At 66.2% G+C, this 23344-nt stretch carries 17 protein-coding genes, 1 tRNA gene and 2 pseudogenes; 15 read left to right on the top strand and 5 right to left on the bottom strand.

What is annotated here, in order from left to right:
- Positions 1-17 precede the first annotated feature (17 nt).
- The 3 genes and pseudogenes from ACOGI5_RS03115 to ACOGI5_RS03105 form a co-directional block, all read left to right on the top strand.
- Positions 18-1880, top strand: a pseudogene (locus tag ACOGI5_RS03115) (sulfatase-like hydrolase/transferase); the annotation flags it as partial.
- Positions 1881-1886: 6 nt separating this feature from the next.
- Positions 1887-2687 (top strand): type 1 glutamine amidotransferase domain-containing protein, encoded by an 801-nt coding sequence (locus ACOGI5_RS03110; protein ID WP_419865422.1) that lies wholly within the window; start codon positions 1887-1889, stop codon positions 2685-2687.
- A complete protein-coding gene (locus tag ACOGI5_RS03105; protein WP_419863012.1) occupies positions 2684-3319 on the top strand; it encodes a TetR/AcrR family transcriptional regulator in 636 nt (211 codons plus the stop codon). The genes ACOGI5_RS03110 and ACOGI5_RS03105 overlap by 4 nt, the downstream gene beginning before the upstream one ends.
- 46 nt (positions 3320-3365) lie before the next feature.
- Here the strand turns inward: ACOGI5_RS03105 and ACOGI5_RS03100 are convergent.
- The 3 genes from ACOGI5_RS03100 to ACOGI5_RS03090 all read right to left on the bottom strand — a co-directional run bounded on the left by ACOGI5_RS03100 (position 3366) and on the right by ACOGI5_RS03090 (position 6560).
- Positions 3366-3441, bottom strand: a tRNA-Arg gene (locus ACOGI5_RS03100).
- A gap of 245 nt (positions 3442-3686) precedes the next feature.
- Positions 3687-5243 (bottom strand): hypothetical protein, encoded by a 1557-nt coding sequence (locus tag ACOGI5_RS03095; protein ID WP_419863011.1) that lies wholly within the window; start codon positions 5241-5243, stop codon positions 3687-3689.
- A 69-nt stretch (positions 5244-5312) separates the two neighbouring features.
- A complete protein-coding gene (locus ACOGI5_RS03090) occupies positions 5313-6560 on the bottom strand; it encodes a metallophosphoesterase (protein ID WP_419863010.1) in 1248 nt (415 codons plus the stop codon).
- A gap of 26 nt (positions 6561-6586) precedes the next feature.
- Between ACOGI5_RS03090 and ACOGI5_RS03085 the strand changes: the two are divergent.
- From ACOGI5_RS03085 to ACOGI5_RS03050, 8 genes and pseudogenes are all read left to right on the top strand, one after another.
- A pseudogene (locus ACOGI5_RS03085) lies at positions 6587-6964 on the top strand (winged helix-turn-helix domain-containing protein); the annotation flags it as partial.
- A gap of 99 nt (positions 6965-7063) precedes the next feature.
- A complete protein-coding gene (locus ACOGI5_RS03080) occupies positions 7064-7453 on the top strand; it encodes a VOC family protein (RefSeq protein WP_419865421.1) in 390 nt (129 codons plus the stop codon).
- Between the two features lie 204 nt (positions 7454-7657).
- Complete coding sequence (locus ACOGI5_RS03075) at positions 7658-8089, top strand: CopG family transcriptional regulator (protein WP_419863009.1); 432 nt, start codon at positions 7658-7660, stop codon at positions 8087-8089.
- Entirely contained in the window at positions 8086-8433 is a 348-nt protein-coding gene (locus ACOGI5_RS03070; RefSeq protein ID WP_419863008.1) for a DUF5615 family PIN-like protein, read from the top strand. Before ACOGI5_RS03075 ends, ACOGI5_RS03070 begins: the two co-directional genes overlap by 4 nt.
- 122 nt (positions 8434-8555) lie before the next feature.
- Positions 8556-8900 carry a type II toxin-antitoxin system HicB family antitoxin gene (locus ACOGI5_RS03065; protein WP_419863007.1) on the top strand — a complete coding sequence of 115 codons (345 nt, stop codon included), beginning with the start codon at positions 8556-8558 and terminating at the stop codon, positions 8898-8900.
- Between the two features lie 356 nt (positions 8901-9256).
- Complete coding sequence (locus ACOGI5_RS03060) at positions 9257-9880, top strand: DUF6088 family protein (protein WP_419863006.1); 624 nt, start codon at positions 9257-9259, stop codon at positions 9878-9880.
- Entirely contained in the window at positions 9877-10908 is a 1032-nt protein-coding gene (locus ACOGI5_RS03055; RefSeq protein WP_419863005.1) for a nucleotidyl transferase AbiEii/AbiGii toxin family protein, read from the top strand. Before ACOGI5_RS03060 ends, ACOGI5_RS03055 begins: the two co-directional genes overlap by 4 nt.
- Positions 10909-11197: 289 nt before the next feature.
- Entirely contained in the window at positions 11198-11437 is a 240-nt protein-coding gene (locus ACOGI5_RS03050) for a type II toxin-antitoxin system HicB family antitoxin (protein WP_419863004.1), read from the top strand.
- Positions 11438-11599: 162 nt separating this feature from the next.
- Here ACOGI5_RS03050 and ACOGI5_RS03045 read toward each other — a convergent pair whose 3' ends face one another.
- Together ACOGI5_RS03045 and ACOGI5_RS03040 are read right to left on the bottom strand one after the other, a co-directional pair.
- Positions 11600-11983, bottom strand: a complete 384-nt coding sequence (locus ACOGI5_RS03045) for a hypothetical protein (RefSeq protein WP_419863003.1) — start codon at positions 11981-11983, stop codon at positions 11600-11602.
- A gap of 406 nt (positions 11984-12389) precedes the next feature.
- Positions 12390-12590, bottom strand: coding sequence for a hypothetical protein (locus ACOGI5_RS03040; RefSeq protein WP_419863002.1), 201 nt, complete (start codon positions 12588-12590; stop codon positions 12390-12392).
- Between the two features lie 873 nt (positions 12591-13463).
- Between ACOGI5_RS03040 and ACOGI5_RS03035 the strand changes: the two genes are divergently transcribed.
- The 4 genes from ACOGI5_RS03035 to ACOGI5_RS03020 are packed head-to-tail and all read left to right on the top strand — an operon-like array spanning position 13464 to position 23334.
- On the top strand, positions 13464-16748 hold the full coding sequence (locus tag ACOGI5_RS03035) for a DUF499 domain-containing protein (RefSeq protein ID WP_419863001.1): 3285 nt from the start codon (positions 13464-13466) through the stop codon (positions 16746-16748).
- Positions 16745-17176, top strand: coding sequence for a DUF7680 family protein (locus ACOGI5_RS03030; protein ID WP_419863000.1), 432 nt, complete (start codon positions 16745-16747; stop codon positions 17174-17176). The genes ACOGI5_RS03035 and ACOGI5_RS03030 overlap by 4 nt, the downstream gene beginning before the upstream one ends.
- The gene (locus ACOGI5_RS03025) at positions 17169-20090 is read left to right on the top strand and encodes a DUF1156 domain-containing protein (protein ID WP_419862999.1); all 2922 of its coding nucleotides are present in this window, start codon (positions 17169-17171) and stop codon (positions 20088-20090) included. Before ACOGI5_RS03030 ends, ACOGI5_RS03025 begins: the two co-directional genes overlap by 8 nt.
- A complete protein-coding gene (locus tag ACOGI5_RS03020) occupies positions 20083-23334 on the top strand; it encodes a DEAD/DEAH box helicase (protein WP_419862998.1) in 3252 nt (1083 codons plus the stop codon). Before ACOGI5_RS03025 ends, ACOGI5_RS03020 begins: the two co-directional genes overlap by 8 nt.
- The last annotated feature ends 10 nt before the right edge of the window (positions 23335-23344 follow it).

The following is a 23344-nucleotide window of genomic DNA, read 5'->3' as shown; positions in this document are numbered from 1 at the left end:
GAGCAGGTGTGGGCGTCATGAACGCCCGGCCCGACGTGATCATCCTGATGACCGATCAGGAGCGTGCCGCGCCGCCGTATGAGCCGGCCGAGGTGCGGGCGTGGCGCAAGCGTCTCGGCGGCGCCGCCTGGTTCGAGGACCACGGCGTGTCGTTCGGGCGCCACTACACGGGGTCGGTCGCCTGCGTGCCGAGCCGGCCGACGCTGTTCACCGGCCAGTACCCCGACGTGCACGGCGTCACCCAGACGAACGGCCTCGGCAAGATGGCCGACGACAGCAGGATGCGGTGGCTGCGGCCGGGCGAGGTGCCCACGCTGGGCCACTGGTTCCGGGCCGGCGGCTACGACACGCACTACCAGGGCAAGTGGCATTGCAGTCATGCTGACTTGACCCATGAGGGAGCGCGGCTGGACACCAACGACGACGAGGGCTTGGTCGACGCCGCTGCCGAGCAGGCGTACCTCGATGCCGACCCGCTCGGCCCGTTCGACTTCTCGGGCTGGATCGGCCCTGAGCCCCACGGCGGGCGACCGGCAGACAGCGGGCTCGTGCGCGACCCCCTGTTCGCCGACCGGGTGGTCGCGTGGCTGGAGGATCGCTATGCCCGCCGCCGGGCCGGCGACGAGGCAGCGCTGCGGCCGTTCCTGCTGGTGGCCAGCTTCGTCAATCCCCATGACATCGTGTTCGCCCCGGCATGGCTCGGCCGCCGCGGACCCGACAACCCGCTGGCCGCCGGCGACGCCGATCCGCCGCCCATCCCGCCGTCGCCCACCGACGACGAGGACCTGTCCACCAAGCCGGCGGCACAGATCGCCTTCCGGGCCTCGTACCCGACCACCTACGGGCTGGCGCCGGCGGTTGACCGGGTGTATCGCAACCAGGCGGCCGAGTACCGCAGCCTGTACTACCGGCTCCATGCCGAGGTGGACGGGCCGCTCGACCGGGTGCGCCGGGCGGTGACCGAGGGCGGCTCCGAGGAGGCGGTGCTGGTGCGCACGTCGGATCATGGCGAGCTGCTGGGGGCGCACGGCGGGCTGCACCAGAAGTGGTTCAACCTCTATGACGAGGCGACGCGGGTGCCGTTCGTGATCGCCCGGGTCGGCTCGAAGGCGACGACGGGCCGGGTCGTCGACGATGCGCCGACGTCTCATGTGGATCTGGTGCCGACGCTGCTCGGGGCGGCGGGCATCGATATGGCTTCGGCGGCCGATGAGCTGCGGAGCACCCATTCCGAGGTGCATCCGCTGCCCGGCCGTGACCTGATGGACGTGGTCGACGGCGTTGCGGAGCCCGACCGGGATCGTCATGTGTACTTGATGACCCGCGACAACATGCCCGAGGGCGATTCGGGTGCCAGTGCGATGGCCCGGCGGATGGGGAGAACGCCTCCGCCGCTGCGCATCCAGGTGCCGGCCCACGTCGGCGCCAGCTTCGAGAGCCTCGTGTGCCGGATTGGTGACGCTCCACCTGATGCCGGTGTCGGCGAGGCCCGGCCTGCTGCTGATGCTGGCGACGCTTGGCCTGTCGCAGCCGCGGACGGTGGCGGCGACGGTGCCGGGTCTACCGGCGCAGGGCACTTGTGGAAGATCGTCCGCACGTTTGACGATCCGGCGACGTGGACGCAGCCGGGCGTGCGGCACCTTGCAGCCGACGGCCCGGCGGGGGAGGTGTACCGCACCGAGCCGCTGCCCGACCAGTGGGAGCTCTACGACCTCGATGCCGACCCGATCGAGGCACACAACCGCTGGCGCGACCCGGCCGCGGCCGAGGTGTTCGCAGAGATGACGAAACGCATGACCGACGAGCGAGCTCGAGCCGTACCCGAGCGCAATCAGCCGTGGCCGTACGCGATGCGGCAGCCCGGCGGAGGCACTGGCAGCTCGACGATGAGCGGATCAGTCAAGGTTCGCCCTCCCGCTCGTGCGCTTCGCAAGGTGCTGCAGCGGCTCGGCATGCATCCCGACGACGTTGAGTCGATTGATGTTGATCTCAGCGGCCGGCGGGCGCTGATCGTCGCCACGAATCATGGCGTGCTGGACATCGGCAAGCCGACCGGTGTGTTCGCCAGCGAGATGACAGTCCCGTACTACGCGTTCGCCGATGCCGGCATGTCGGTGGACGTCGCCAGCCCCAAGGGCGGCGTCATCCCGGTGGACCCGCAGTCGCTGCGTGCCCCGGTGCGCACCGAGGCCTGCGACCGCTTCCTCGCCGACGAAGTGTTCAGAGGCAAGGTGCAGGAGTCACTGGCCGTCGGCGACCTCGACGTTGCCGACTACGACGTCGTCTACCTGGCGGGCGGCTGGGGAGCTGCATTCGACCTCGGGTTCTCCGAGGAGCTCGGCCGCAAGATCACCGAAGCCGACGAGCAGGGCAGTGTGATCGGCGGCGTGTGCCACGGCCCGCTGGGACTGCTGCAGGCCAAGGCCGCCGACGGCAGCCCGCTGGTCGAGGGCCGCCGGGTGACGGCAGTGACCGACAAGCAGGTCCGAGAATTGCGGATCACCTCCACGCCCCAGCATCCCGAGACCGAGCTGCGCAAAGCCGGCGCCCTGTTCGAGAGCGTGACCCGGTTCCGGGATCCGCTCGCCAACCACTGGGTGGTCGACGGCAATCTGGTCACCGGCCAGAACCAGAACGCGGCGCCGATGGTCGCCCGCGAGATGCTGCGACTCGTGAGCGAGCAGTGACCGACCTCAAGTCGCCCGCGGTGGACGTCGAGTCGCCCGATGATGCGCCAGAGCCCGTCGACGGCAGGGTCGCCCGGCGTGAACGGAATATCGACGCCGTCCTCGATGTCGTACTCGAGATGTTCGCCGAGGAGTGGCTGTTCCCGACGATGGAGCAGGCGGCGAGCCGGTCGGGCCTGTCGCTGCGCTCGCTCTACCGGTACTTCGCTGATCCGGGCCAGCTGCTCGAGGCCACCATCAGGCGAAACCGGGAACTTGCCGCCCCCGTCGCCCATCTGCACGCCATCGGCGAGGGCCCGCTGGCTGCCCGCATCGACGCCTTCGTAGCCATGCGACTGCGCCTCTACGACATGATCGGCCCGGTGTACCGGGCGACGCTGGCTCATGCCCACCGACTGCCCCGCATCAGCGACCAGCTCGCCACGGGCCGCGATGATCTCCGAGAACAGTTCGAGCTGCAGTTCGCCCCCGAGCTCGCCTCCCGCAAGCCGGCCGACCGTGACGCCGTGCTCGCGGCCGGCGACTTGCTGGCTCAACTCGACTCGATCGACTACCTCCGCCGCCACCGTGCCCTGTCCGCCACCGAGACCGCAGCCGTGCTGTCGTCGACCCTAAACACGCTGCTGGGCTGAGTCGGCCACAACACCGGCGGCGCCCGGGGGCCCCGTCGAACACACCTGGCGCCCTCGGCAGGATTCGAACCTGCGACGCACGGTTTAGGAAACCGACGCTCTATCCCCTGAGCTACGAGGGCAAAATCGGCACACATCCCCAAGAGGGCTGCCCTCGAAGTCTGCCTGATTCGTGGTCCCGCCACGAATCCCATCACTTCTGACGTGATACAGGCTCGCGCCCCACTCGTCACGCGCCGATGGATTCGCCACTTGGCAACTCCTCGTTGCCGAAGTGCACTTTGCGTGAGCTATCTGTCCGGTGCCGAAGGCAAGCGGGCCTCGCAGCCCGTCGCGGCTCCACGGACCTCGGAGCCGCGGTGCGGGTCTAGGGCGCTCGGGGTCGGGCGCTGCCGGTTCGTTTTGCGTTTGCAGGTTCGGGTCCTGTCGCTTTGGTAGGGGTCCAGGTGCCGTCGGGTTGGGGGATCATCTGGTGGCCGTGCTGGTGGAGGTGATGGTGGTGGGTGTGGCACAGCAGCACGAGATTGTCGAGGTCGGTGGGGCCGCCGTGGGTCCAGTGGTGGATGTGGTGGGCGTCGCAGCGTGAGGGATGTTCCGCGCAGCCGGGCCATTGGCAGTGTTTGTCGCGGGCGATGAGCAGCCGTCGCAGCCGCAGCGGGACTGTTCTGGCCGAACGGCCGACGTCGGCAGGTCCGCCGGGGCCGCCCAGGATCATGGGGATGATCTCGGCGTCGCAGGCCAGCCGTCGCACGATCTCAGGCGGCAGCTCGACCCCGGCATCAGTCAGGCCCATCTCGTCGGTGCGGCTGCGCAGCGCGTCGAGGCCGATCAGCACGTTGATCTGCGCCGGCGGCAGCCTCCGCCTGATCGCTGCGTCGTCGTCGTCAACCGGCTGATCGGGGAGGTGGCTGTCTGGTTGCGCACGAGCGTGGAGCCGGTCGACCGCTTCGGCATCGGTGTCGGTGAGGGTGATGCCCGCGAGCGCGTAGGCGAGCACGTCGGCGTCTCGTTGGGCGGGTGTGCGACGGCCATTGCGCACTTGCTTGTCGTTGAGCCAGTACTGGCGGCGCAGCGCCTCGAGACCGGCCTCGACCGCGGCGCCGACCTCGGGGTCGAGCTTGGCCCACAGCCGCAGCATCCCCTCGTGGTCTCGCTGCCAGCCCGCACCTCGGGCGCGCCGCTGCCGCTCGAACCGCTCCATCGGGGTCTCCACTGAGTGGTCGGCCTCGGCCCGGCGCACCCGCCGACGCGTGGCGTCGGTGTCCTCGCCGGCCGCGGCAGCGGTCAGCTCGGCGCGCACCCCATCAGGCACACGCGCGTCGCACAGCGCCTCGGCCTGGGCGGCGTTGACCTCGCCGCCTGACAGCGCCTCCAGCACGCCGGGGTGCTCGCGGGCCTTCTCAGCGGCACGGACCATTCGGCGGGCGTCACGCTCGGACACCCCCGCCGCATCGCGCAACGACAGATGCGGCGCAACATCAGGTGCAACACCAGAGCGGCTCAACGCATCGAGCGCGCCCAGTACCTCGGCCCGATACCCCGCCAGCCGATTCGCGACCCGCTCGATGTCGCCCAGCACACCCAACAGCTCGGCGCGCCCCAACCCGGCCAACGCCGCACCACCCAACCGGGACAGCGACAACCGCTCGGGCGAATCAGGCCGAACAGACAGGCTGGACCGGTCGGGGTAGCCAGGCTCGCGAGACGGCCGGAGCTGGTGAGGCAACGGCGACCTCGGTTTGGGCGATGCGAGTTGGGTCGATTGAGCGGAGCCGGTGACAAGGTGTTCTGCACGGGCGTGGTTGGCGGACGTGTCACCGGCGGGGAAGAGCTCAGCGGATGCGCCCGCAGCATCATCGTCGGCAGCGCCCACAGCACCCGCCTCGCCAGCCCGTCCGGCCCCGCCAGAACCGTTCCTCAACATGGGAACAACCGTACGAAGGGGGTGTCACACGATTCGGGCACGGCCCGCCCATCAACCGTTCAGCCCAGGTCACCGGCCGGGGCCGACCAGGTCGATGATGCCGATCGAGGGGCGTACGCCCAATCGCAGCTGCGGGGCGTTGCCGCGCTCGCGGCCCACGCCGGTCGACACGTAGATCGGCGTCCCGTGCAGCTCATGCAGCCCGCCCGCCGCCACATGCCGGGGCACGCCCGTCAACGTCAGCGGCGGACCGAAGAACGGCAGCGACACCTGCCCGCCGTGCGTGTGACCAGAAACCACCAGATCGACCGGCGTCTGCCGCACCAGCTCAATGGCGTCCGGCTTGTGCCCGATCAGAATCCGCACGCCCAGACCCGTCCGCACGCCCGGACCCGTCCGCACGCCGGCCGACCCTCCGTCGCCACCGCCATCGCCGCCGCCGTCACCGTCGCCATCGCCGCCACCGGCTGGTCCCACACCATCACCGGTCAGCCCCTGCTCGCCACCAGCCAGTCGCCTCGCCATCCGCCGGGCTGCCGCATCGTCGCCGAACAGCGTCGTTCCGCCCACCCACACCGACACCCCGTTGAGCTCGAACGCATCGATCTCGTTGTCGAGCACCCTGGCTCCAGTGCCCTCGGTGATTCGGCGCAGCCCCGCAACCGTGTCGGTGTTGCCGCTCACCAGGTACACCAGCGGCACCTCGCCGACAATCCGCCTGATCAACTCCGTGAATTGCGGCGCCCGCTCGTCGAACAGCTCGGCATCGAACTGGTACAGGTCACCCGGCAGCAGCACGATGTCGGGTTCGAAACCCAGCAGGCGCTCCACCGCATCACGCTCGTAGTCACCCACCGCCGTGGTCTGCAGATCCGCCAGCACGCCGATCCGGATCGGCTCGCCCACCCCATCCACCCCGTTCACCCCATCCACCGCCAGCGACACCGTCTCCACCCGCAGCCAGAACGGCTCCACATAGGTCGCATACACACCGACCGGAATGGCGGCCAGCGCAACCACGCACACGGCAGTGACGCCCCACGGCCGCGCCCGGGCCCCCATCAGCACGATGCCGCCGGCCAACGGCACCCCGACGGTCCCCACCACATAGGCCACATGGATCAGCGTGAACCCGTCCACGCCGGTGATGAACAGCGCCCCAGCGCCCAGCACCACCGTGCCGGCGAAACCCACGCCCGCCGCACGTCCGACAACCCGTCCGCCCCCCAGACCGGCGCGCAGCCAGCGCACCGCGCACAGCCCCGAAACGCCCCCCACCAGCACAGCGGCCGCAATGCAGTAGTAGTTCAAGATCACCGGCTGCTCGACCCCGACTCAGCAGGGTGCCACAGACGCTCCGCCCCAGCCGGGCGGGGCCGAACATCGGACCAAGGCGGCCCGTCACTGTCGAGGCTGACCGTGCGGTGCCGTTCGTCGTTGACCGCCTCAGTTCTCGATGGCCTGATCCGCGGCGACGAGCCCGCCGTCTGCGCCGCCTCACATTGATAGGCAAGCCACCACTTGCCTGTTACAGTGCCAGGCCAGTGGCCGACATCTACAAGGCCATCGCGGACCGTACGCGTCGAATCATCCTCGACGAGCTGTCCGAGCGCGATGGCCAGACACTGTTCGAGATCGGAGCACGGCTCGCCTCCAAGCATCAGCTGAGTTCGACCCGCCAGGCGATCTCTCAGCACCTCGGCGTTCTGGAGGACGCCGGCCTCGTCTCAACCAGGCGTGAAGGCCGCTACAAGTACCACTTCTTCAACCCGGCACCGCTGGCCGAGATCAACCGGCGATGGCCAAGAAAGGACCCAACCATGAGGATCGAACTCACCGGAGTTTTCGTTCACGACCAGGCGAAGGCCCTGGCGTTCTATACCGACGTGCTCGGCTTCCAGACGCGCCACGACATCCCGCTCGGCCAAGACCGCTGGCTCACCGTCGTCTCGCCCGACGACCCCGACGGGCCCGAGCTGCTGCTCGAGCCGTCGCATCACCCGGCGGTCAAGCCCTACCGCGACGCCCTGATGGCCGACGGCATCCCGCTGGCCCAGTTCGCCGTCGACGACGTCGACGCCGAGCACCAGCGCCTGACCGAGGCCGGCGTCACCTTCACGGTGCCCCCGACCGATGTCGGCGAAGCCTGGATCGCCGTGTTCGATGACACCTGCGGCAACCTCGTCCAGATCATCTCCGCCAAGTCCTGAGGACGACCCCCGGTCGACGACGGCGCAGCAGGTCGGCAACGCCGCCGATGTAGGCCCCATCGACATCCATGCACAGCCGCAGCAGGGCGGAGCCGAAGTCGCGGCAGAGCCGTGGCGTAACTCAGCGCACTACGATGTAGTGCAACGCACTCAGACTGTTCCGATGGAGAGTTGCGATGAGGACGTTGCGATGAGGACGTTGCGATGAGCCGACCGACATCGCTGCGGCTGCCAGAAGCGCTGCGGACGCGCCTCGACGACGAGAGCCGGCGGATCGCAAGCGCCCCGTCGTCGCTGGCAGTTGTGCTGATTGATGAAGGGCTCAAGATGCGGCGCTTTCCCGGCATCGTGTTCCGTGACGGCCCGGCGGGGCGCCGCGCCGGGCTGGCCTCCGGACCCGACGTGTGGGAGATCGTGCGTGACCTCAAGCGCCACGGCGCCGACCCCGACTCCACCGGCGACCCAGTCAGCGTTGTCGCCGAGGAAACGGGCCTTGCGCCCGAGCTGATCGGTCTCGCAGCCGACTACTACGCCACGTTCCCCGATGAGATCGACGACCGCATAGCAGCCGACGCCAGAGCAGCCGAAGAAATGCGTGCGCTCGCGGATCGCCGAGAGCGCATGCTGTCGGCGTGAGGTGGCTGCTCGACGAGATGTACCCGCCCGCCGCCGCTGCCGAACTCGGACGGCTCGGCCACGATGCCCGCAGCGTCGCCGGCTCGGCGCTGGCGGGCGCCGATGACGAGCATCTCTATGAGCTGGCGGCCAGCGAGGGTCGCGTCCTCGTCACGGAGAACTTCGCCGACTACGCGGTCCTGGTGACCCGCAGCCTGGAGCGCAGCGCTCCCCGGGGCGTCGTCGCGTTCGTCAGAAAGAGCGACCTGCCCTCAGGAACAGCCCTGGGCCCAGCCCTCGCACGCCGCCTCGACGCATGGGCCGACGCCAACCCATCGCCCCCACCCGGCACCCACTGTCCCTGACACCAACCCACCCGCGCCGCTACCCCCGACCGCTACCGTGGTGGCCGACAACCCCGAGGGGTCGCTGCTCCAGCGGCTTCCGGGGTTCAGTCGTTCTGGTCCCGGCACCATGAGAGTTCGCAATGAAGCTGACCTACGCAGTCGTCATCGAGCAGACCCCGAACAACTACGGCGCCTACGCGCCAGACGTCCCGGGATGCATCAGCACCGCTGCAACCGTCGATGAGATGCTCGCGAACATCCGCGAGGCGCTCGCCTTCCACATCGAAGGCCTGGTCGAGGGCGGCGACCCTGTACCGGTACCCACGATGTCGATCGACGATGCCATTGCGCACCACAGCGGGCCCGTTCCTGAGGACGTGCTCAGCTCGTACTCCGAGTTCGGCGATGCCGCAGCGACCGTGTCGGCCCGATTCGAGACAGTCGAAGTCGAAATCTCAACTCCTCAAGCAACACTCGCCGACTGACGCCATCCCGGCTCCAGTTCGAGACTGCGTACCGGCGAGCTGCGTCGCGCCCCCCTGGCTATGGTGACGCTCAACGGGAGGTGCGGAGTTCACCGCTTGCGCAGGGGAACCTGAGCACTCGGCGTTGAGCCGACTTCAGGCGGACCGGCCTCCCGTTTTGCGCGTCACGGGTCGAAATCGACTGTGGCCTGCGGTTTCAGGGGGCCTACGGTGTCGGCTTCGGGTAGCGGCCCGGCCGACGCTCGTGGGAACGATGCTTCGGGAAAACGCAGTAGCGAATCATTTGAGTTTGTCAGAAATATTAGATAGATTTCTGACAAAACAAACGATCCGAAGGACACGAAGGGAGGTCACCCATGGCATCAGTGGCGAACGAGATCACTCAGCAGATGGCCGAGCGCGCCCCGGGGACATGGGTGTGCACTCCTAGAGACTTCCTAGGCCTCGGCAGCCGCGATGCGGTCGATCAGGCACTGTCGCGTTTGGTCAAGGCCGGCACGCTGCGCCGGATCGGGCAGGGCCTCTACGACATGCCGCGGTTCAGCATCAGGCTGAACCGGCCTGCACCGGCCGACATGGACGCCGCCGTAGCTGCGCTGGCGCGGCGGGACGGCGTGCGGATCATGCCTGACGGGCTGGTTGCCGCAAATCGCCTGGGGCTCACCAATGCAGTGCCGGCAAAGACGAGCTACCTCACCGACGGCGCATCCAGGACGCTCAAGATCGACGGCAGAACGGTTCGCTTCCGACATGGCCGGCCTCGGATCATGCAGTGGGCCGGCAGACCAGCGGCCCCGGTGGTTCAGGCACTGGTGTGGCTCGGCCCGGACGCCGCCACCGATGCCCAGGTTGTCGCGACGCTCCGGCGCCGCCTCCCTGACGAGGTCAAGCACGATCTCAGCGAGCACATCAACGACGTTCCCGGCTGGGCGATGCCGCTCGCGCGCAGCATCGTGAGCGGCCCAGCAATCGCCGCGTGAACAAGGCATTCGCTGAATTCCTCTCCTTCAGTGAGCAAGACCGGCGCGACGTCTTTGAAGCAGCCGCAACTCGCCTCGACACGCTTCCCAGCTATGTGGAGAAGGATTTCTGGGTTTGCGTCGTTCTCGATGCGATCTTCAACGGATTACCTGACGGGCACCCTCGGTTGCTGTTCAAGGGCGGGACGTCGCTGTCGAAGGTCTTCGGCCTGATCAATCGGTTTTCCGAAGACATCGATCTCGTCGTGTACCGAGACGATCTGGGCTTTGGAGGCGACAGGGACCCGATCGCAGCGAAATCTCTGTCGAGGAACCAGCGAAGTGCGCTCTTCAAGACGCTCGCTGAGCGCTGCAGCAGTCACATCGTCGGTGATTTTCGGGTCGCGCTGACGAGAGCAGTCAGCGAGGCTGCGGAAGATTGCCTTGTCGTACCTGACGGCGAGGATTCGCAGACGCTCCTAGTCGAATACCCCACGCTCTACCCCAGTAGCGATTCCGCCTATGTGGCGCCGAGCGTGAAGATCGAGGCAGGAGCGAGATCAGCCACCGATCCCAATGAGTCCGGCGGCGCAACCGCGTTCATCGACGATGAACTGCTTGATTCCTCGCTCGATGTCAGCAACGTCAAAGTGCTCTCACCGAACAGGACCTACTGGGAGAAGCTCCTGATTCTGCACGGAGCGCACTGCGGCTACCGAGACGAAAAGCGTCTACCCGAAGACAGGAACCGGATCTCGCGCCATTACTACGACGCCGCCATGATCACGGCAACCGACCTCGGCGCGTCGGCCTTGACTGATCTCGAGCTTCTCGACGAGGTACGAAGCCACAACCTCGTCGCATTCAGGCAGGCATGGAAGCGATTCGAACAAGCCACGCCTGGCTCGCTGAGACTCGTACCGCAATCCGGGCTACGGGAGGCGATCGAACGGGACTATGCGGCAATGCAGGACATGGTCCTCGGGGATGCTCCTGAGTTTGACTGGATCAACGAGAGGCTGCAAGAAGCCGAAGCCGCTGTCAATTGAGGGCACGCGAATTTCGGCCAGGCCGGCGGGCGTCGAGCAAGACCATCTCGGGATCCGGCTTCGAGGGTGCGCCGGTCCCGGTCGGGCTCGACCCTGACCGCCAAGAGGCTTCGGCCCGTTCCCGATGGCGTGGAACACCGAACTGGCCGATCCGATGGGCGGCCAGCAACGGTTCGATCGCCGCCGGGACTGGTGGGCCAAGCACCGCCCCCACATCGAGTCGACCATCCTGGCCAGCTAGACGACCGCAACGGGGAATCCTCGCGGAAGCTGGCACGATGGTTGAACCATGAAACCTGAAGCGACCACCTTGGGACATCGCGTCGACGTCGTGCGGTCTGGCGACTGGTGGGCGATTACGGTGCCCGCGCTCCGGGGCGTCTTCTCGCAAGCGAGGAACCTTGATGAGGTGCCGGAGGTCGCTCGCGAGGCGATCGCCATGATGCTCGACGTCGATCCTGTTGAGGTGGGCCCGATCGAGGTGCGTGTGCAACCGCAGCAGGGTGAGGCCGAGCTTCTGGCCGAGTAGGACCGTCGCCGCCAAGTCTGTCCGTGAGCCGCCCAGCCTCTGGGAAATGACAGAGGTCCCTCACAAGGAGGGACCTCGGGTCCTGAACGACGAAGCGAACAGGGCGTTATGCCCGGAGAATATCGCCGCACCACCACGGCATCTACGTGCCAGGTGTCAGCCTCAGCCGGGGAGGTTGGGTACCGATGACGCCATCGGGATCGCCTCTGTGGCGTAGTACCAGACCTGCACTGGCACTGAGACCATCGCCGTCACGACGATTGACCGCCGGCGAGTCAGGAATGCCAGCCCGAGAATCGCAGCGATCGTCACGGCAATCACCGCCCATCCCGCCACGTACCGCTGCTTGCATGGAGCATCCCAGTCGAATCCGCAGAACGCCGTCCCGAAGCCCCAGCCGCCGAGATACAACGACACGAACAGCGATCCGAGCAGCCAGGCGAACAGGTGCGCTACGACGCCAGGGCGTCTATCGAGCAGTTCGGTGCTTTGCCGAGGCGGCGGCACGGGGAGCGGCCGCATCGCTGCGCTGGACTTGCGTGCCACTCGTCAGACTCTCCATCTCGGGGCCCGATGGAAGCTTCGCAGCGCTGAGGTCGAATGCGGGTCAATTCATCGAGAAAAACGCTCGATGGGGCCTTGCTTCTGTGCCTTGGCGCGGTCAAGATCGCGGCAGCAGATAATTGCCGTTATCACATAGGTTCGTGAGTCTTCCAGCATGCACTATGTGCAGGTGTGCGGACAGCACTCAGTGTCGTTCAGCGGTGTCCGCGAGCCGGTCGCGTGCGGATGCAGGTCGGCGGCCCGTGACGGCATTCGCGGTGAGCGAACGCCGCAGGTACGGTTGTAGAACTGCGCGACGGCACCGCGGTCGGCGGTCTCGTTGCGGGTGTAGTGGGCGGGCATCATCGGAGAACGCCACCGTCCCATGCTCGTCATCAGGCTGGGCAGCTCAGACGCCAATGCGGGCAAGGTCCTGGGCCATGCCGACACGGGGCGAGTGACCGCTGAATCCGTCGCCCAGGCCGGCCGCCAAGGCTGCCTTCTTGATCCGCAGCGAGATCTGATTCGAGCTGAGCTCGAACACAGGCCGGAGCTCCGCCGGGGCGCCATTGCGAATCGACGCTAGGGCCACCATGGTCGGCGCCGACACGAACACCACGGCACCCGTCGCCGTCGGGATCAGTCTTCGAGCGTCGGATCAGCAGCCGCCCGCTGCCGTCGGGCGCCCTCTCGATGTCGCTCCAGGTGAGCGCAGCGCATTCGGAGACCCGCAGCATCGCGTCGCGCATGAGCCGCACGAGCGCGATGTCGACGCATCCTCTTCGTGCAGCAGCCTGGGCGACTCTCGCGCCTGCCGTTCTTGCCGAGACGAGCCCGGCACGCGAGTGGCTGCGCTGGCGTCGAGCGCCTCTGCCGTGAGGGCCCTTCGCCTGCTTCTGAGCCTTGCCGGCCACCCGAGTCGCTCCCCGAAGGGCTCTCTTGACGTCCGGAGGGCTGCACGGGTTCTCGAGGCCGCAGCATGTTGTGGACGTAGGCGATTGCGGCGGCGCCACACGCAACGTGGCTCGGCCTGTGCCCGAGCAGCTCGAAGCGCCCGGCCAGGTATGCGGCGACTTGCTCGGGCTCGGCGGGGAGTGCCGGGATGCCCCGAGTCGTATGGCCCAGGACGAAGTTCCGCCATTGGCTTCTGTAGCTGCGGATCGTGTTGGGCGAGACCTCATGGGAACAGAGCCAGTTCGATGACTCTGCCCATCGGAATCGGTGAGGAGAACGGCGTCGCGGAGCTGTGGCGGGGCTCGCACGCTACAAGTTCCGTACCGGGCGTTCGCTCACCGGAATGCCGTCACGGGCCGCCGCCTGCATCCGCACGCGACGGCTTCGCGGACACCGCTGAAGGACACGGTGCTGTCCGCACACCTGCGGATAGTGCATGCTGAAGCCAGAACCTATGTGATAACGGCAATTTCACACGGCAGCCGAATCGGGTGTGGCTCGAATCAGCCCGAGCAAACGCCCCAAGCCGATGACCCCGCCCGGCCGGTCAGCGGCAGCTCTTGCGAGCATCGTCGAGTCCTGCGTTCCTCGCGAGGACGTCCTGAAGGGCGGACTCGTCGACAAGCACTTCGCTGCCCAGCTTGACCAGGTCATCCGCAACGCCGTCGGCTATCACGACTACGCCGACCCTGACTCGTTCTTCAAGATCACCCACCCGACGAAGGGTCTGCGCGACCTCCTAGCGGGAACCTTCGCCCGCCTGTCGGACAACGCCAGCGCAGCACCCAGCGCTGAGCACGCTGTTTATCGCTACGAGACCAGCTTCGGCGGTGGCAAGACCCACGGCCTGATCGCCCTCTGGCACTTGGCCAGCGGCGCTCGCCCACCAAACCTCGACGAGTTCATCGATCCGGCTCTGCTGCCCGACGAATGCGCTGTCGCCGCGGTAGTCGGCGACAGCCTCGACTCTGTCAACGGTCTCACCACGGATGACATCACAACATTCACGATGTGGGGCGAGATCGCCCGACAGCTCGGCGACGACGCATGGGCCGCCGTGCGCAAGAGCGACGAGACTCGAACGACCATCGGCAAGCAGGTGTGGCTCGACGTCATCGGCGACCGCCCGACGGTGATCGTGATCGACGAGATCGCCCAGCACCTCCGGATGCTGGCGACTTCAGGAAGCGAGGAACAGCGCAACCTCGCAGCCCAGACCATCGCAGGGCTCAAGGTGCTGTTCGAGGCGGCGACCGCAGCTCCGCGAGCACGCATCATCGTCACGCTGGCCACCGGAACCGAGGCGTTCGAAGCCGAGACCGCCGAGATCGAGAAGGCGCTGCTCGAAGCCGAGGCCCAACAGACGATCGCCGAAGCGCACGACGTCATGGAACGCCCGAAGGGCGCTGTCGGTCGACCAGCCGAAGACGACGAGATCGGTTTCATTCTCCGTCGGCGCCTGTTTGCGGAGGTCGACGAGACTGCCGCTCGGGCGGCCGCAGATGCCTACCGGAAGCTCTACTCGACGCTGGCCGAACAGGGCTACACCGTGGGCGGTTCAGCCACCGACAACCCGGCGGGCTACGCCGAGCGACTGCGAACCGCATACCCGTTCCATCCGTCACTGATCGACTGCCTTGACAAGCGGATCGGCCCCATGCCGGGGTTTCAACGCGCACGTGGCGCACTCAAGATGCTCGCCGAGACAGTGGCGGCCCTCTGGCGATCCGATGCCACCACGCCCATCATCAACCTCGGCGATCTTCCTCTCGACAACCTGACCGTCAGGTCAGCGATCACGACTTCGATCGGGCGCGAGTCCCTCGACGGACCCGCCGTTGCCGACTTCGCTTCGGATACCAGTCACGCCGCATCGGTGGACAACGAACGATGGCCGACAGAGCGACTCGCGACTCGCGCCTGCCGTGCGGCGTTCTGCAACAGCGTCGTCGGTGGGGCACAACCGGGCGCCTCGGAACCTGACCTCTACGCAGGAACACTCGCACCGGGTGAGAGCCCTGATGAGGTCGACGCAGCGCTGGTGGCGACCAGCAAAGTCGCATGGCACTTAACCAACGACGGCGCTCGATGGCGGTTTCAGGTAGAGCCCAACGCCAATCGCATCATCGCCAGCGAAGTGGCAAACGTCCTCAAGGCGGATGTCACCGAGGAGCTCGACCGGCGCATCCGACTCATCTTTGCCAGCGATGGTCCAACCAAGGCCGTGCACTTCCCGGCCGGGCCTGCCGATGTACCCGATGCTCAGCAGCTGCACCTGGTGGTGTTCTCACACGAGGACCTGACGGTCACCGCCGCGTCGGCAAGTGCGATTCCCACCCAGGTCATCGACGTGGCCCATCGCTACGGCGTCAACGATCAGAACCGGACCAACCGCAACTCGGTCGTGGTCCTCGTGGCCGACACCGACGCGGTGGAGGGCATGCGTGACCGCATTCGGTTCGAGCTCGCAGCACAGCGGATCACCAGCGACTCGAATCGCCTCAACGAATTCGACACGGAGGTCGCGAAAGCACTTCGAGGCTTGGCACGAGACGCGGCGCTCGAATCCCGCATCGCCATCACGAGGGCGTACTCCCACCTGTACTGGCCCGAGAACGCGCCCGCGAACAGCCACCTCCGACACCTTCAACTCTCGTTTAGCGACTACGGGAAGACGCCGAAGGGTTCGCATACCCCGGTGATCATCGAAGCGCTGCGCAGCAACGGCAAGATCACCGATACAGCGCCACCCACAGACCTGCTGGAAAACGCCAGCGGCTTCGGCAAGGTTCGCACCGAGATCACGACGGCTGAACTGGCCGGTCTGCCGTGGCGTGACCATCGCCAGAAGATCGTGCTGAACGCTAGCTTGCTCACTGAGGCGATCTCGGCCGGAGTCTTCAACGGCACGTGGGTCTACTTCGACCCGGAGGCGGAGCGGGCATGGGGCAAGGACGATCCGCCGACAGCGATTCGCACCGCCGCCGACACCATGCTGTACACGCCCGCTCGAGCGGCCGAGCTGAACCTGTTGCGCAAGCGAGCGAGCTGGGACGCGATCAGAGCGGTTGTGACCGCCAGCGCAGGGCCATTCGACGGGGCGAGTCTTCGACGCGAACTGACGACAGCCCTCAGCGGCGAACCACCCAAGGAAGAGGTGCTGTCTGCCCTTGCTGCCGCGGTACTCGCTGGCCGGCAGATCGCGGTGTCGATCACCTCCCCCAGTTCTGAAGCTGCCCTGCAGCCGCTGTCCGCGCGCGAGATCGAAGGGGCCGAACTCGATGCCGTGTTCGTCTATGTACCCGCGCAGCCCGTCGATCCGCCGCCGCCCTTGCGTCACATCGCCGTCGAGGGCGAGACAGCCGGAGTCGCACTCGGAAGGCTCGGCGACGCTGTTTCCGACAGCGGTGTTGATGAGATCGTCGCGTTGGCAATCACGGCGAGCGCTGAGGGGAGTCAGGGCACCAACAACCTTCGGGCGCTCGGACTCTGCGCATCTCAACTGCCTCGCTTCGAGTGCGACATCACGGCCTTGCTGGAGGTCGAGTTCGAGGGGCTTGAGGGAGCAATCGGTGCCGAACTCGCAGGCGGCATAACCGACTGGCGTCGCATTGAGCAAGCGATGTTCTCGCTGGCCGATCTCGGCGACGCAGTTGGGGGCACGTTGACGATGCGTCTGACGCCGCCATCGCCAATAGCGGTTGACGGCAGCGACTGGGAGCAGTTCCGATCGGTGGTCGCCAACAACAACCCGGGTGCTCTGAGCATCGAGGCCGAGCCGGCCGATACCCCTTCAGCAGGCGGCGCACAGTGAGCGTGCCGAGCCTGCGCGAACGGCGCTTTGAGCTGCAGTTGCAACCGACTGTGGCCGGCGACGACTGGGGCTTCCAGCTGAGCGAGACGTTTGGCGATGTCAAGGAGGCGGTGACGAGGGTCGACGTGGCACGCGCCACCCAGTTCAGGCGGGCAGTGCTCGAAGCGGTCGAGGAATCGGGTTACCCGTCCGCTGCGGTATCGCCGAGGCGGTGCCGGCCCTTCAACCTGCAGCAGGCTCCTGGCGTTCGGCTGGCGTTGACGGTGCGCGCCTCCCTTCCAGTGACAAGGCCACTCCGACGTAGGGCGATCGTCGACGGCATCGGGGCCCTTTCCCCCGAAGAAGCGCTGTATTGGTACGCCCGCACTTCCGGCCCCGAGCGTGGACGGGCATTGCGGGCTCTGCGATTGCTGCTAGCCGATGACTGAGAGTGATCGGCCACGTCTGCTGATCGAGGACTGGCTCCCGGTCGCAGAACTGGGTATCGAGTCTGTGCGAGAACGGGCGGCTGCCAGCGCATTGCCCCCGATCTACTTCTTGCATGTGTGGTGGGCCCGACGGCCGCTTGTCGCCAGCGCGGCTGCGATTCTCGCAAGCTTGCTGCCAGCGTGGTCCGAGGAGTTGGCTGGCGACTTCAACGATCACGATGAGCTGTCCACACCGGAGGCATACCAACGCTGGCTCTTGCGCCTTTGCGGTATCTGGGGCGATCCAATCGCTGCTCGTGTGCGCATTGCGATCGCCACAGAGCAAGGCATCCGACTCGGTTCCGCGGCATATGGCTACAAGCAGGCTTACAAGAACTCCCCTGATGCGAACAACGTTCAGTTGCTCCACGAGGTGCTTAGACACGCTTGGGGGCGAGTCCCCGAAGTGTGCGACCCAACCGCCGGCGGCGGCTCGATTCCATATGAGGCCGCTCGCTATCGCCTGCACGCTCACGCCAACGATCTCAACCCTGTGGCGGCGTCAGTGCTCAAGGCAGGTGTCGATATTCCTTCGCAATTCGGGACGTCGCTCAAGGACGATCTTCGACACTGGGGGCAGCTTCTCGTGGAGCGGCTCCAGGCGCGTCTCGGTTCCTTCTTTGAGCTCCCCGATGACAGCGACAACAACACCTACATCTTCGCCCGGACGGTGGCCTGCCCACGCACGGGCAAGACGGTGCCGTTAGTGGGCGACTGGGCATTGCGCCGGGGCGACAGGCCGGTTGCGGTTCGATTGGTGACTGAGCGAGCAGGCGGTGTGCTCCGCGAACCCGAGTTCGAGATTGTTGAGGGCGCGGCGGCACGATTCGATACCAAGAAAGCGGGCACCTGGTCGCGGGGCAAAGGGATCTCACCTTGGGATCACTTGGTGATCGACAGTGGATACATCAAGGCTGAAGCCCAAGCCGGACGCATGGGCGACGTGATGTACGCGGTGGCTATCCGCACCGCGAAAGGACGGGGATTCAGAGCACCGACCGAAGTCGATCTGCAGGCTCTCGCCGCTGCGGAATCCGAGCTGGAGCGTCTGTGGCCTCAGTGGGAGCGTGATGACGTGCTCCCTTCCGAGGTCATTCCCTCGGGCAACAAGACCAACGAGCCCCACAACTACGGGATGCCTTGCTGGCGGGACATGTTCACTCCCCGGCAGTTGTTGGTCCACGGCACATTCGTTGAGGAATACCGCCAGCTGGTCACCGAGTTACGCGAGACCATGGGCAATTGCGACCGCGCCGATGCCGTAGCGGCGCTGATCGGCATGATGCCCGGCAAGGCCCTCAACTGGAACGCGCGAATGGCCAGTTGGGACGTGTCGAGGCAGAAGATCCGTTCGGTGTTTGACTCTCACAATTTCGCCTTCAAGAACACATTCGCTGAATTCGAAGGTGGGTCGGAGCTTCCAACTTGGACGCTGAGGCAGCTCCTCGACGCGTACTCGGGCATCGCGAAGCTGCTGGCACCGGACACTGATGCCCAGATGCTCGACACCACCGAACTGCCCCCTGCGGCTGTCACCGTCACCGGGGAGAATGCTGGGAATCTGACGTCGCTGGCGGACGGGTCACAGACGCTGGTGTGCATCGACCCGCCGTACTACGACAACGTGATGTACGCCGAGTTGGCGGACTACTTCTACGTGTGGCACAAGCGGACTCTCGGCCGACTTTGGCCGGATCTGTTCGCCGACCAGCTCACCAACAAGCACGACGAGGCAGTCACCAATAGGGCGCGCTTCTCCCACGCTGGCAGACGAGCCTCAGAACTGGCTGATCATGACTACACGGCCAAGATGGCGGCCATCTTCGCTGAGTGCCACCGGGTACTCGCACCCGACGGTGCGATGACCGTGATGTTCACCCATAAGCGGGCGGATGCGTGGGACTCGCTCGGCACGGCGCTGCTGCAGGCTGGATTCGAGATTCGAGCGTCCTGGCCGGTGCACACTGAGAGTGAGCAGTCGCTCCACCAAGCCCGTCAAAACGCCGTCAAGTCGACCATGTTCTTGAGTTGCCGCAAGCGTGCAGGCAGCCGGATCGGTGGCGGCTTGGTGTACCTCGACGACATCGCCGCAGACATACGAAGTGCGGCAGGCGCGGCTCTTGACCGCGGCCACGCGCAGGGTCTTGTTGGCGTTGATCTGCTGCTGTCCACGTATGGGCCCGCTCTTGCGGTGCTGTCGTCGCGATGGCCCGTGCACGCGGCAGAAGCTGATGAGACCGGTCGTTCTCGGCTGCTGCGACCAGAGGAGGCACTGGCTGTCGCCCGCGGCGAGGTGCTGCGTCGTGAACGGATGCGGTTGGTGGGCCGCGACACCGAGTTCGATCCGCTCACTGACTTCACGTTGCTGTCGTGGAGCACGTTCGGTGCCCGCGAGTTTCCCTACGACGAAGCGCGCAAGTTGGCGTTGTCCATCAGCGATCTTGACCTCGACGACGTCGAAGCAGCGAAGCTTCTCAGCGCAGAGAAAGGCACAGTGCGCTTGAGCGAACCGCGGCTTCGCCTGCGCCGAGAATCCGACGCGCACTTGCCCGGTATTGACCGCTCTCGCACAGTCGTCGACGTGTGGGTGGACGCCATTCACACCGCTGCCTACATCACTGCGCAAGATGGCCCGGGTGCGGCCAAGCGATGGCTCGACGAACGCGATCTCGCTGAGAACCCCGTATTCGAATCCTGCCTCCAAGCGTTCGTACGCGCGCTGCCGAATACCAAGCACCAAGGAGAGTGGAACGTCCCCGAGGCCGAGCACCTGCACTCGCTCGTGAAGACGTACTTCGAGAACATCGTGTTGCCGCCAGAACCGGAAAAGCTCGAGGCCGAGGATCTGTCGCTGCCGGGCATCGCGAATGGCTGACGACGGGCTTGCCGGGCTGAACCTACGAACGCGCTATGGCTCACACGACGACCCGCTGAACGCGTTCTACGTACCGGTCCTGGAGCGGGCGACTGCGTATGACCGCGTTGCGGGGTATTTCTCGTCGTCGTCCTTCGTGTCGGCATCGGCTGGGCTGGCGCGGTTCATCAACAACAACGGCACTATTCGGCTGCTGATCGGGGCGCAACTATCCGTAGCCGACCGTGACGCGCTGCTCGGAAAGGCGCCGCTGACCGACGTGTTGGCTCGCAGCCTCAGCGGCGAATTGGACAACTCCGTGAGTGCCGACGAGATCGCGCGCCAGCGCCTCGAGGTCATTGCCTGGTTGGTGCAACAGGGGCGGCTCCAGATCCGGGTCGGTGTGCCGTGCGACACGAACGGCGTTCCGTTGGCCGGCTCTGAAGCTGGCCAGCGCTACTTCCACGCCAAGTCCGGAGTGCTCGCCGACGATGCAGGCAACCGTGTGGCATTCACCGGCAGCATCAATGAGTCGGCGTCGGGCTGGGAGCACAACTTCGAGTCTTTCAGCGTGTACCGATCATGGCGCGCTGAGAGCTGGGCGGACTACGGCGAACCGCTGGCACAGGAGTTTGAGGACCTGTGGGGCGGCCAACCTTCTGCCGAAGATGACGATGAGCATCAATCGGGCAGCCCCTCCTGGCGGACGGTGCCGCTTCCCGAGGCTGTGCGTGATCGGCTTGTACAGCTCGTTCCCCCTGACTGGACACCGCCGCCTCGCGACCCGCTGGAGCCGCCACCCGCGTTGACACCGCCCGAGCTTGAGCACTTGGACGCAATTCGCACGGCACCAGGCACGTGCTCCGGCGTGGGACTGGTATCGGCGGCAGTCGAACCGTGGCCGCACCAGCTCGCAATCGCACGGCGCATCACCGAGACGTGGCCGCGTTCGTACCTGCTGGCTGATGAAGTCGGCCTCGGCAAGACGATCGAGACCGGCTTGGTGCTGCGCGAGCTACTGCTGTCGGGTCGCCTCAACACGGCTCTGTTGCTGGTTCCCGCATCGGTGTTGATCCAGTGGCAGGAGGAGCTCAGCGAGAAGTTCCTGCTGGACATTCCACGCTTGGACAAAGGCGACTTGGTGTGGGTCGATGGGCGACGGCAAAAGGCGGCAGCGCCCGCTGAGAGTGCGTGGCGGTCGGCACCGGTGCTGTTGGCCTCGTCTCATCTCGCCCGCCGGCGGGAACATCGTGCCGCCCTATGTGAGGGCGAAGCCTGGGACTTGGTGTTCGTGGACGAAGCCCATCACGCTCGCCGCCGAGGCACCAGGGCTTCGGATTCGCCGAACCAGATGCTGGCCACGCTGATGGCGATGAAGCGCGCAGGCGCGTGGGACGTGCTGCTGCTCGCATCAGCGACCCCGATGCAGATGAACACCCACGACATCTGGGACTTGCTTCAGCTCTTCGGCCTTCCCTCGCCGTGGTCGGAATCGCCGGAGCGCATGGAGCGGTACTTCGACGAGTTCGGGGCTGAGTTCGCTGATCGCAACTGGAAGTTCCTTCGTCGGATGCTGGCGGGACACTTCGTCGCTGCCGAACCTGACCCTGCACTTGTCGACGAGATGACCGGGGCGCTCGGTCGCGTGGCAGCCAGCAGCATCACCCGCTATCACGAGCGACCGTATGTACGCAGTACGACACTCAACCTGAACAAGCAGCGGAAGTCGTGGTGGGACACTTGGCTGCGAGCCAGCACGCCGGTGCGCGACCGGGTGTTCCGCACCACGCGGGCGACGTTGCGCACGTACCAACAGCAAGGTGTGCTATCCGAAGGCACGGTGGTGCCGGAGCGCCGCGTCACGCACGAATCATGCGAGTTGGGTGAGGCGGCTGAGCCGCTCTATAGCCGCATCGACAGCTACATCCAGCGCCACTACAACGCCTACCTGGCTGATCGAGGCCGGCGACGACCCTTGGGCTTCATCATGACCGTGTACCGCCGGCGGCTCACATCGAGCTTCCATGCGGTGCGGTGTTCGCTCGAGCGTCGGCGGGAAGTGCTGCGAGGGCAGCGTCGGCTCGAAGCTCTCGTTGACGATGACGATGTGGCGTCGTCTGAGGAGTCGAGTGCTCTCGCTGCAAACGGCATGGCCGCGTCGCAAGCGATGGTGAACGGGGCCGGGGTCGATGCAGCGTGGGACCCCGAGGTCGCTGACACCGAGTGGGACGACGCAGCGGCGGCGACGGCTGGCGAGTACCTGGCTGGGGAGCTGGCCGAACTGGACAGCTTCATCGACGATCTGAATGACCTGCCCCCCGACGAGCCCAAAACGCAACTGCTGTACGAGCTGCTTGAGTTGAGCTTCAAGGACGGGCATCGAAGCGTGGTGGTGTTCACGCAGTACGCCGACACGTTGCGCTACCTGCGCGATCGTTTGCGGGTCTTCTACGGCACGGGGATCGTCTGCTACTTCGGCGGAAGGGGTGAGCGATGGGACCCTGACGCTGGCGAGTGGGCTGTCCTGCCGAAGGAAGATGTCAAGAAGCTGTTCCGTCAGGGCGAAGATGTCCGCATCATGCTGGGCACCGACTCCATGTCGGAGGGCCTGAACCTGCAGACGTGCGCCCGCGTCATCAACTACGACCTGCCGTGGAATTTCATGCGCGTCGAGCAGCGCATCGGGCGCGTCGACCGCATCGGGGGCCAGCCGCTCGTGGAGGTGACCAACCTCTCGTACAAGGGCACGGTCGAGGACGACATCCTCCGGCGGATCGAGGAGCGGTTGCACTGGTTCACCACGATCATTGGAAACGCGCAACCGGTTCTGGCGTCGATGGAATCTGCCATGCAAAGGGCTGCCTTGGGCCAGATCACTCCCGACCATGCCGTCAACGAGATTGAGCAGATCAATCGCCAGGCGCTGTTGTCGCCCGTCAAGCTGGCCGACCTCGACGCCGTGCCGCGCCACACCGAGCCTCTGCAACCTGCCATGGACCTCGGCGGTCTCAGAGATGCGCTCTTGGCCATCACGCCGTGTGCCGAGCGCCTGCGCCGACACCCCGACATCGACGGAGCATTGCTCCTCCACCTGGACGGCTCGGCCCACGCCGTCACCTTCGACCGTTCCCACGTGCAGCAGCACGACGGCCTCTCGCTCCTCACCTGGGGGAGCCCGCTCCTCGACCAACTGCTCGACACGGCGCAAGTAGCTAGGGTTCTTGGCCTGGATTCGGCCGGACCAACCGACGGCCCTGATCAGTAGGGCGACTGGC

The sequence above is a fragment of the Candidatus Poriferisodalis sp. genome (assembly GCF_965208925.1).
Taxonomy (GTDB): domain Bacteria; phylum Actinomycetota; class Acidimicrobiia; order Acidimicrobiales; family Poriferisodalaceae; genus Poriferisodalis.
This window is presented reverse-complemented; position numbering and strand designations above follow the sequence as displayed.

Coding starts and splice junctions, on each gene's coding strand:
- ACOGI5_RS03110 (WP_419865422.1), top strand. CDS start 1,887: ATGAGCGGATCAGTCAAGGTTCGCCCTCCCGCTCGTGCGCTTCGCAAG.
- ACOGI5_RS03095 (WP_419863011.1), bottom strand. CDS start 5,243: ATGTTGAGGAACGGTTCTGGCGGGGCCGGACGGGCTGGCGAGGCGGGT.
- ACOGI5_RS03080 (WP_419865421.1), top strand. CDS start 7,064: ATGAGGATCGAACTCACCGGAGTTTTCGTTCACGACCAGGCGAAGGCC.
- ACOGI5_RS03075 (WP_419863009.1), top strand. CDS start 7,658: ATGAGCCGACCGACATCGCTGCGGCTGCCAGAAGCGCTGCGGACGCGC.
- ACOGI5_RS03065 (WP_419863007.1), top strand. CDS start 8,556: ATGAAGCTGACCTACGCAGTCGTCATCGAGCAGACCCCGAACAACTAC.
- ACOGI5_RS03060 (WP_419863006.1), top strand. CDS start 9,257: ATGGCATCAGTGGCGAACGAGATCACTCAGCAGATGGCCGAGCGCGCC.
- ACOGI5_RS03050 (WP_419863004.1), top strand. CDS start 11,198: ATGAAACCTGAAGCGACCACCTTGGGACATCGCGTCGACGTCGTGCGG.
- ACOGI5_RS03035 (WP_419863001.1), top strand. CDS start 13,464: ATGACCCCGCCCGGCCGGTCAGCGGCAGCTCTTGCGAGCATCGTCGAG.
- ACOGI5_RS03025 (WP_419862999.1), top strand. CDS start 17,169: ATGACTGAGAGTGATCGGCCACGTCTGCTGATCGAGGACTGGCTCCCG.
- ACOGI5_RS03020 (WP_419862998.1), top strand. CDS start 20,083: ATGGCTGACGACGGGCTTGCCGGGCTGAACCTACGAACGCGCTATGGC.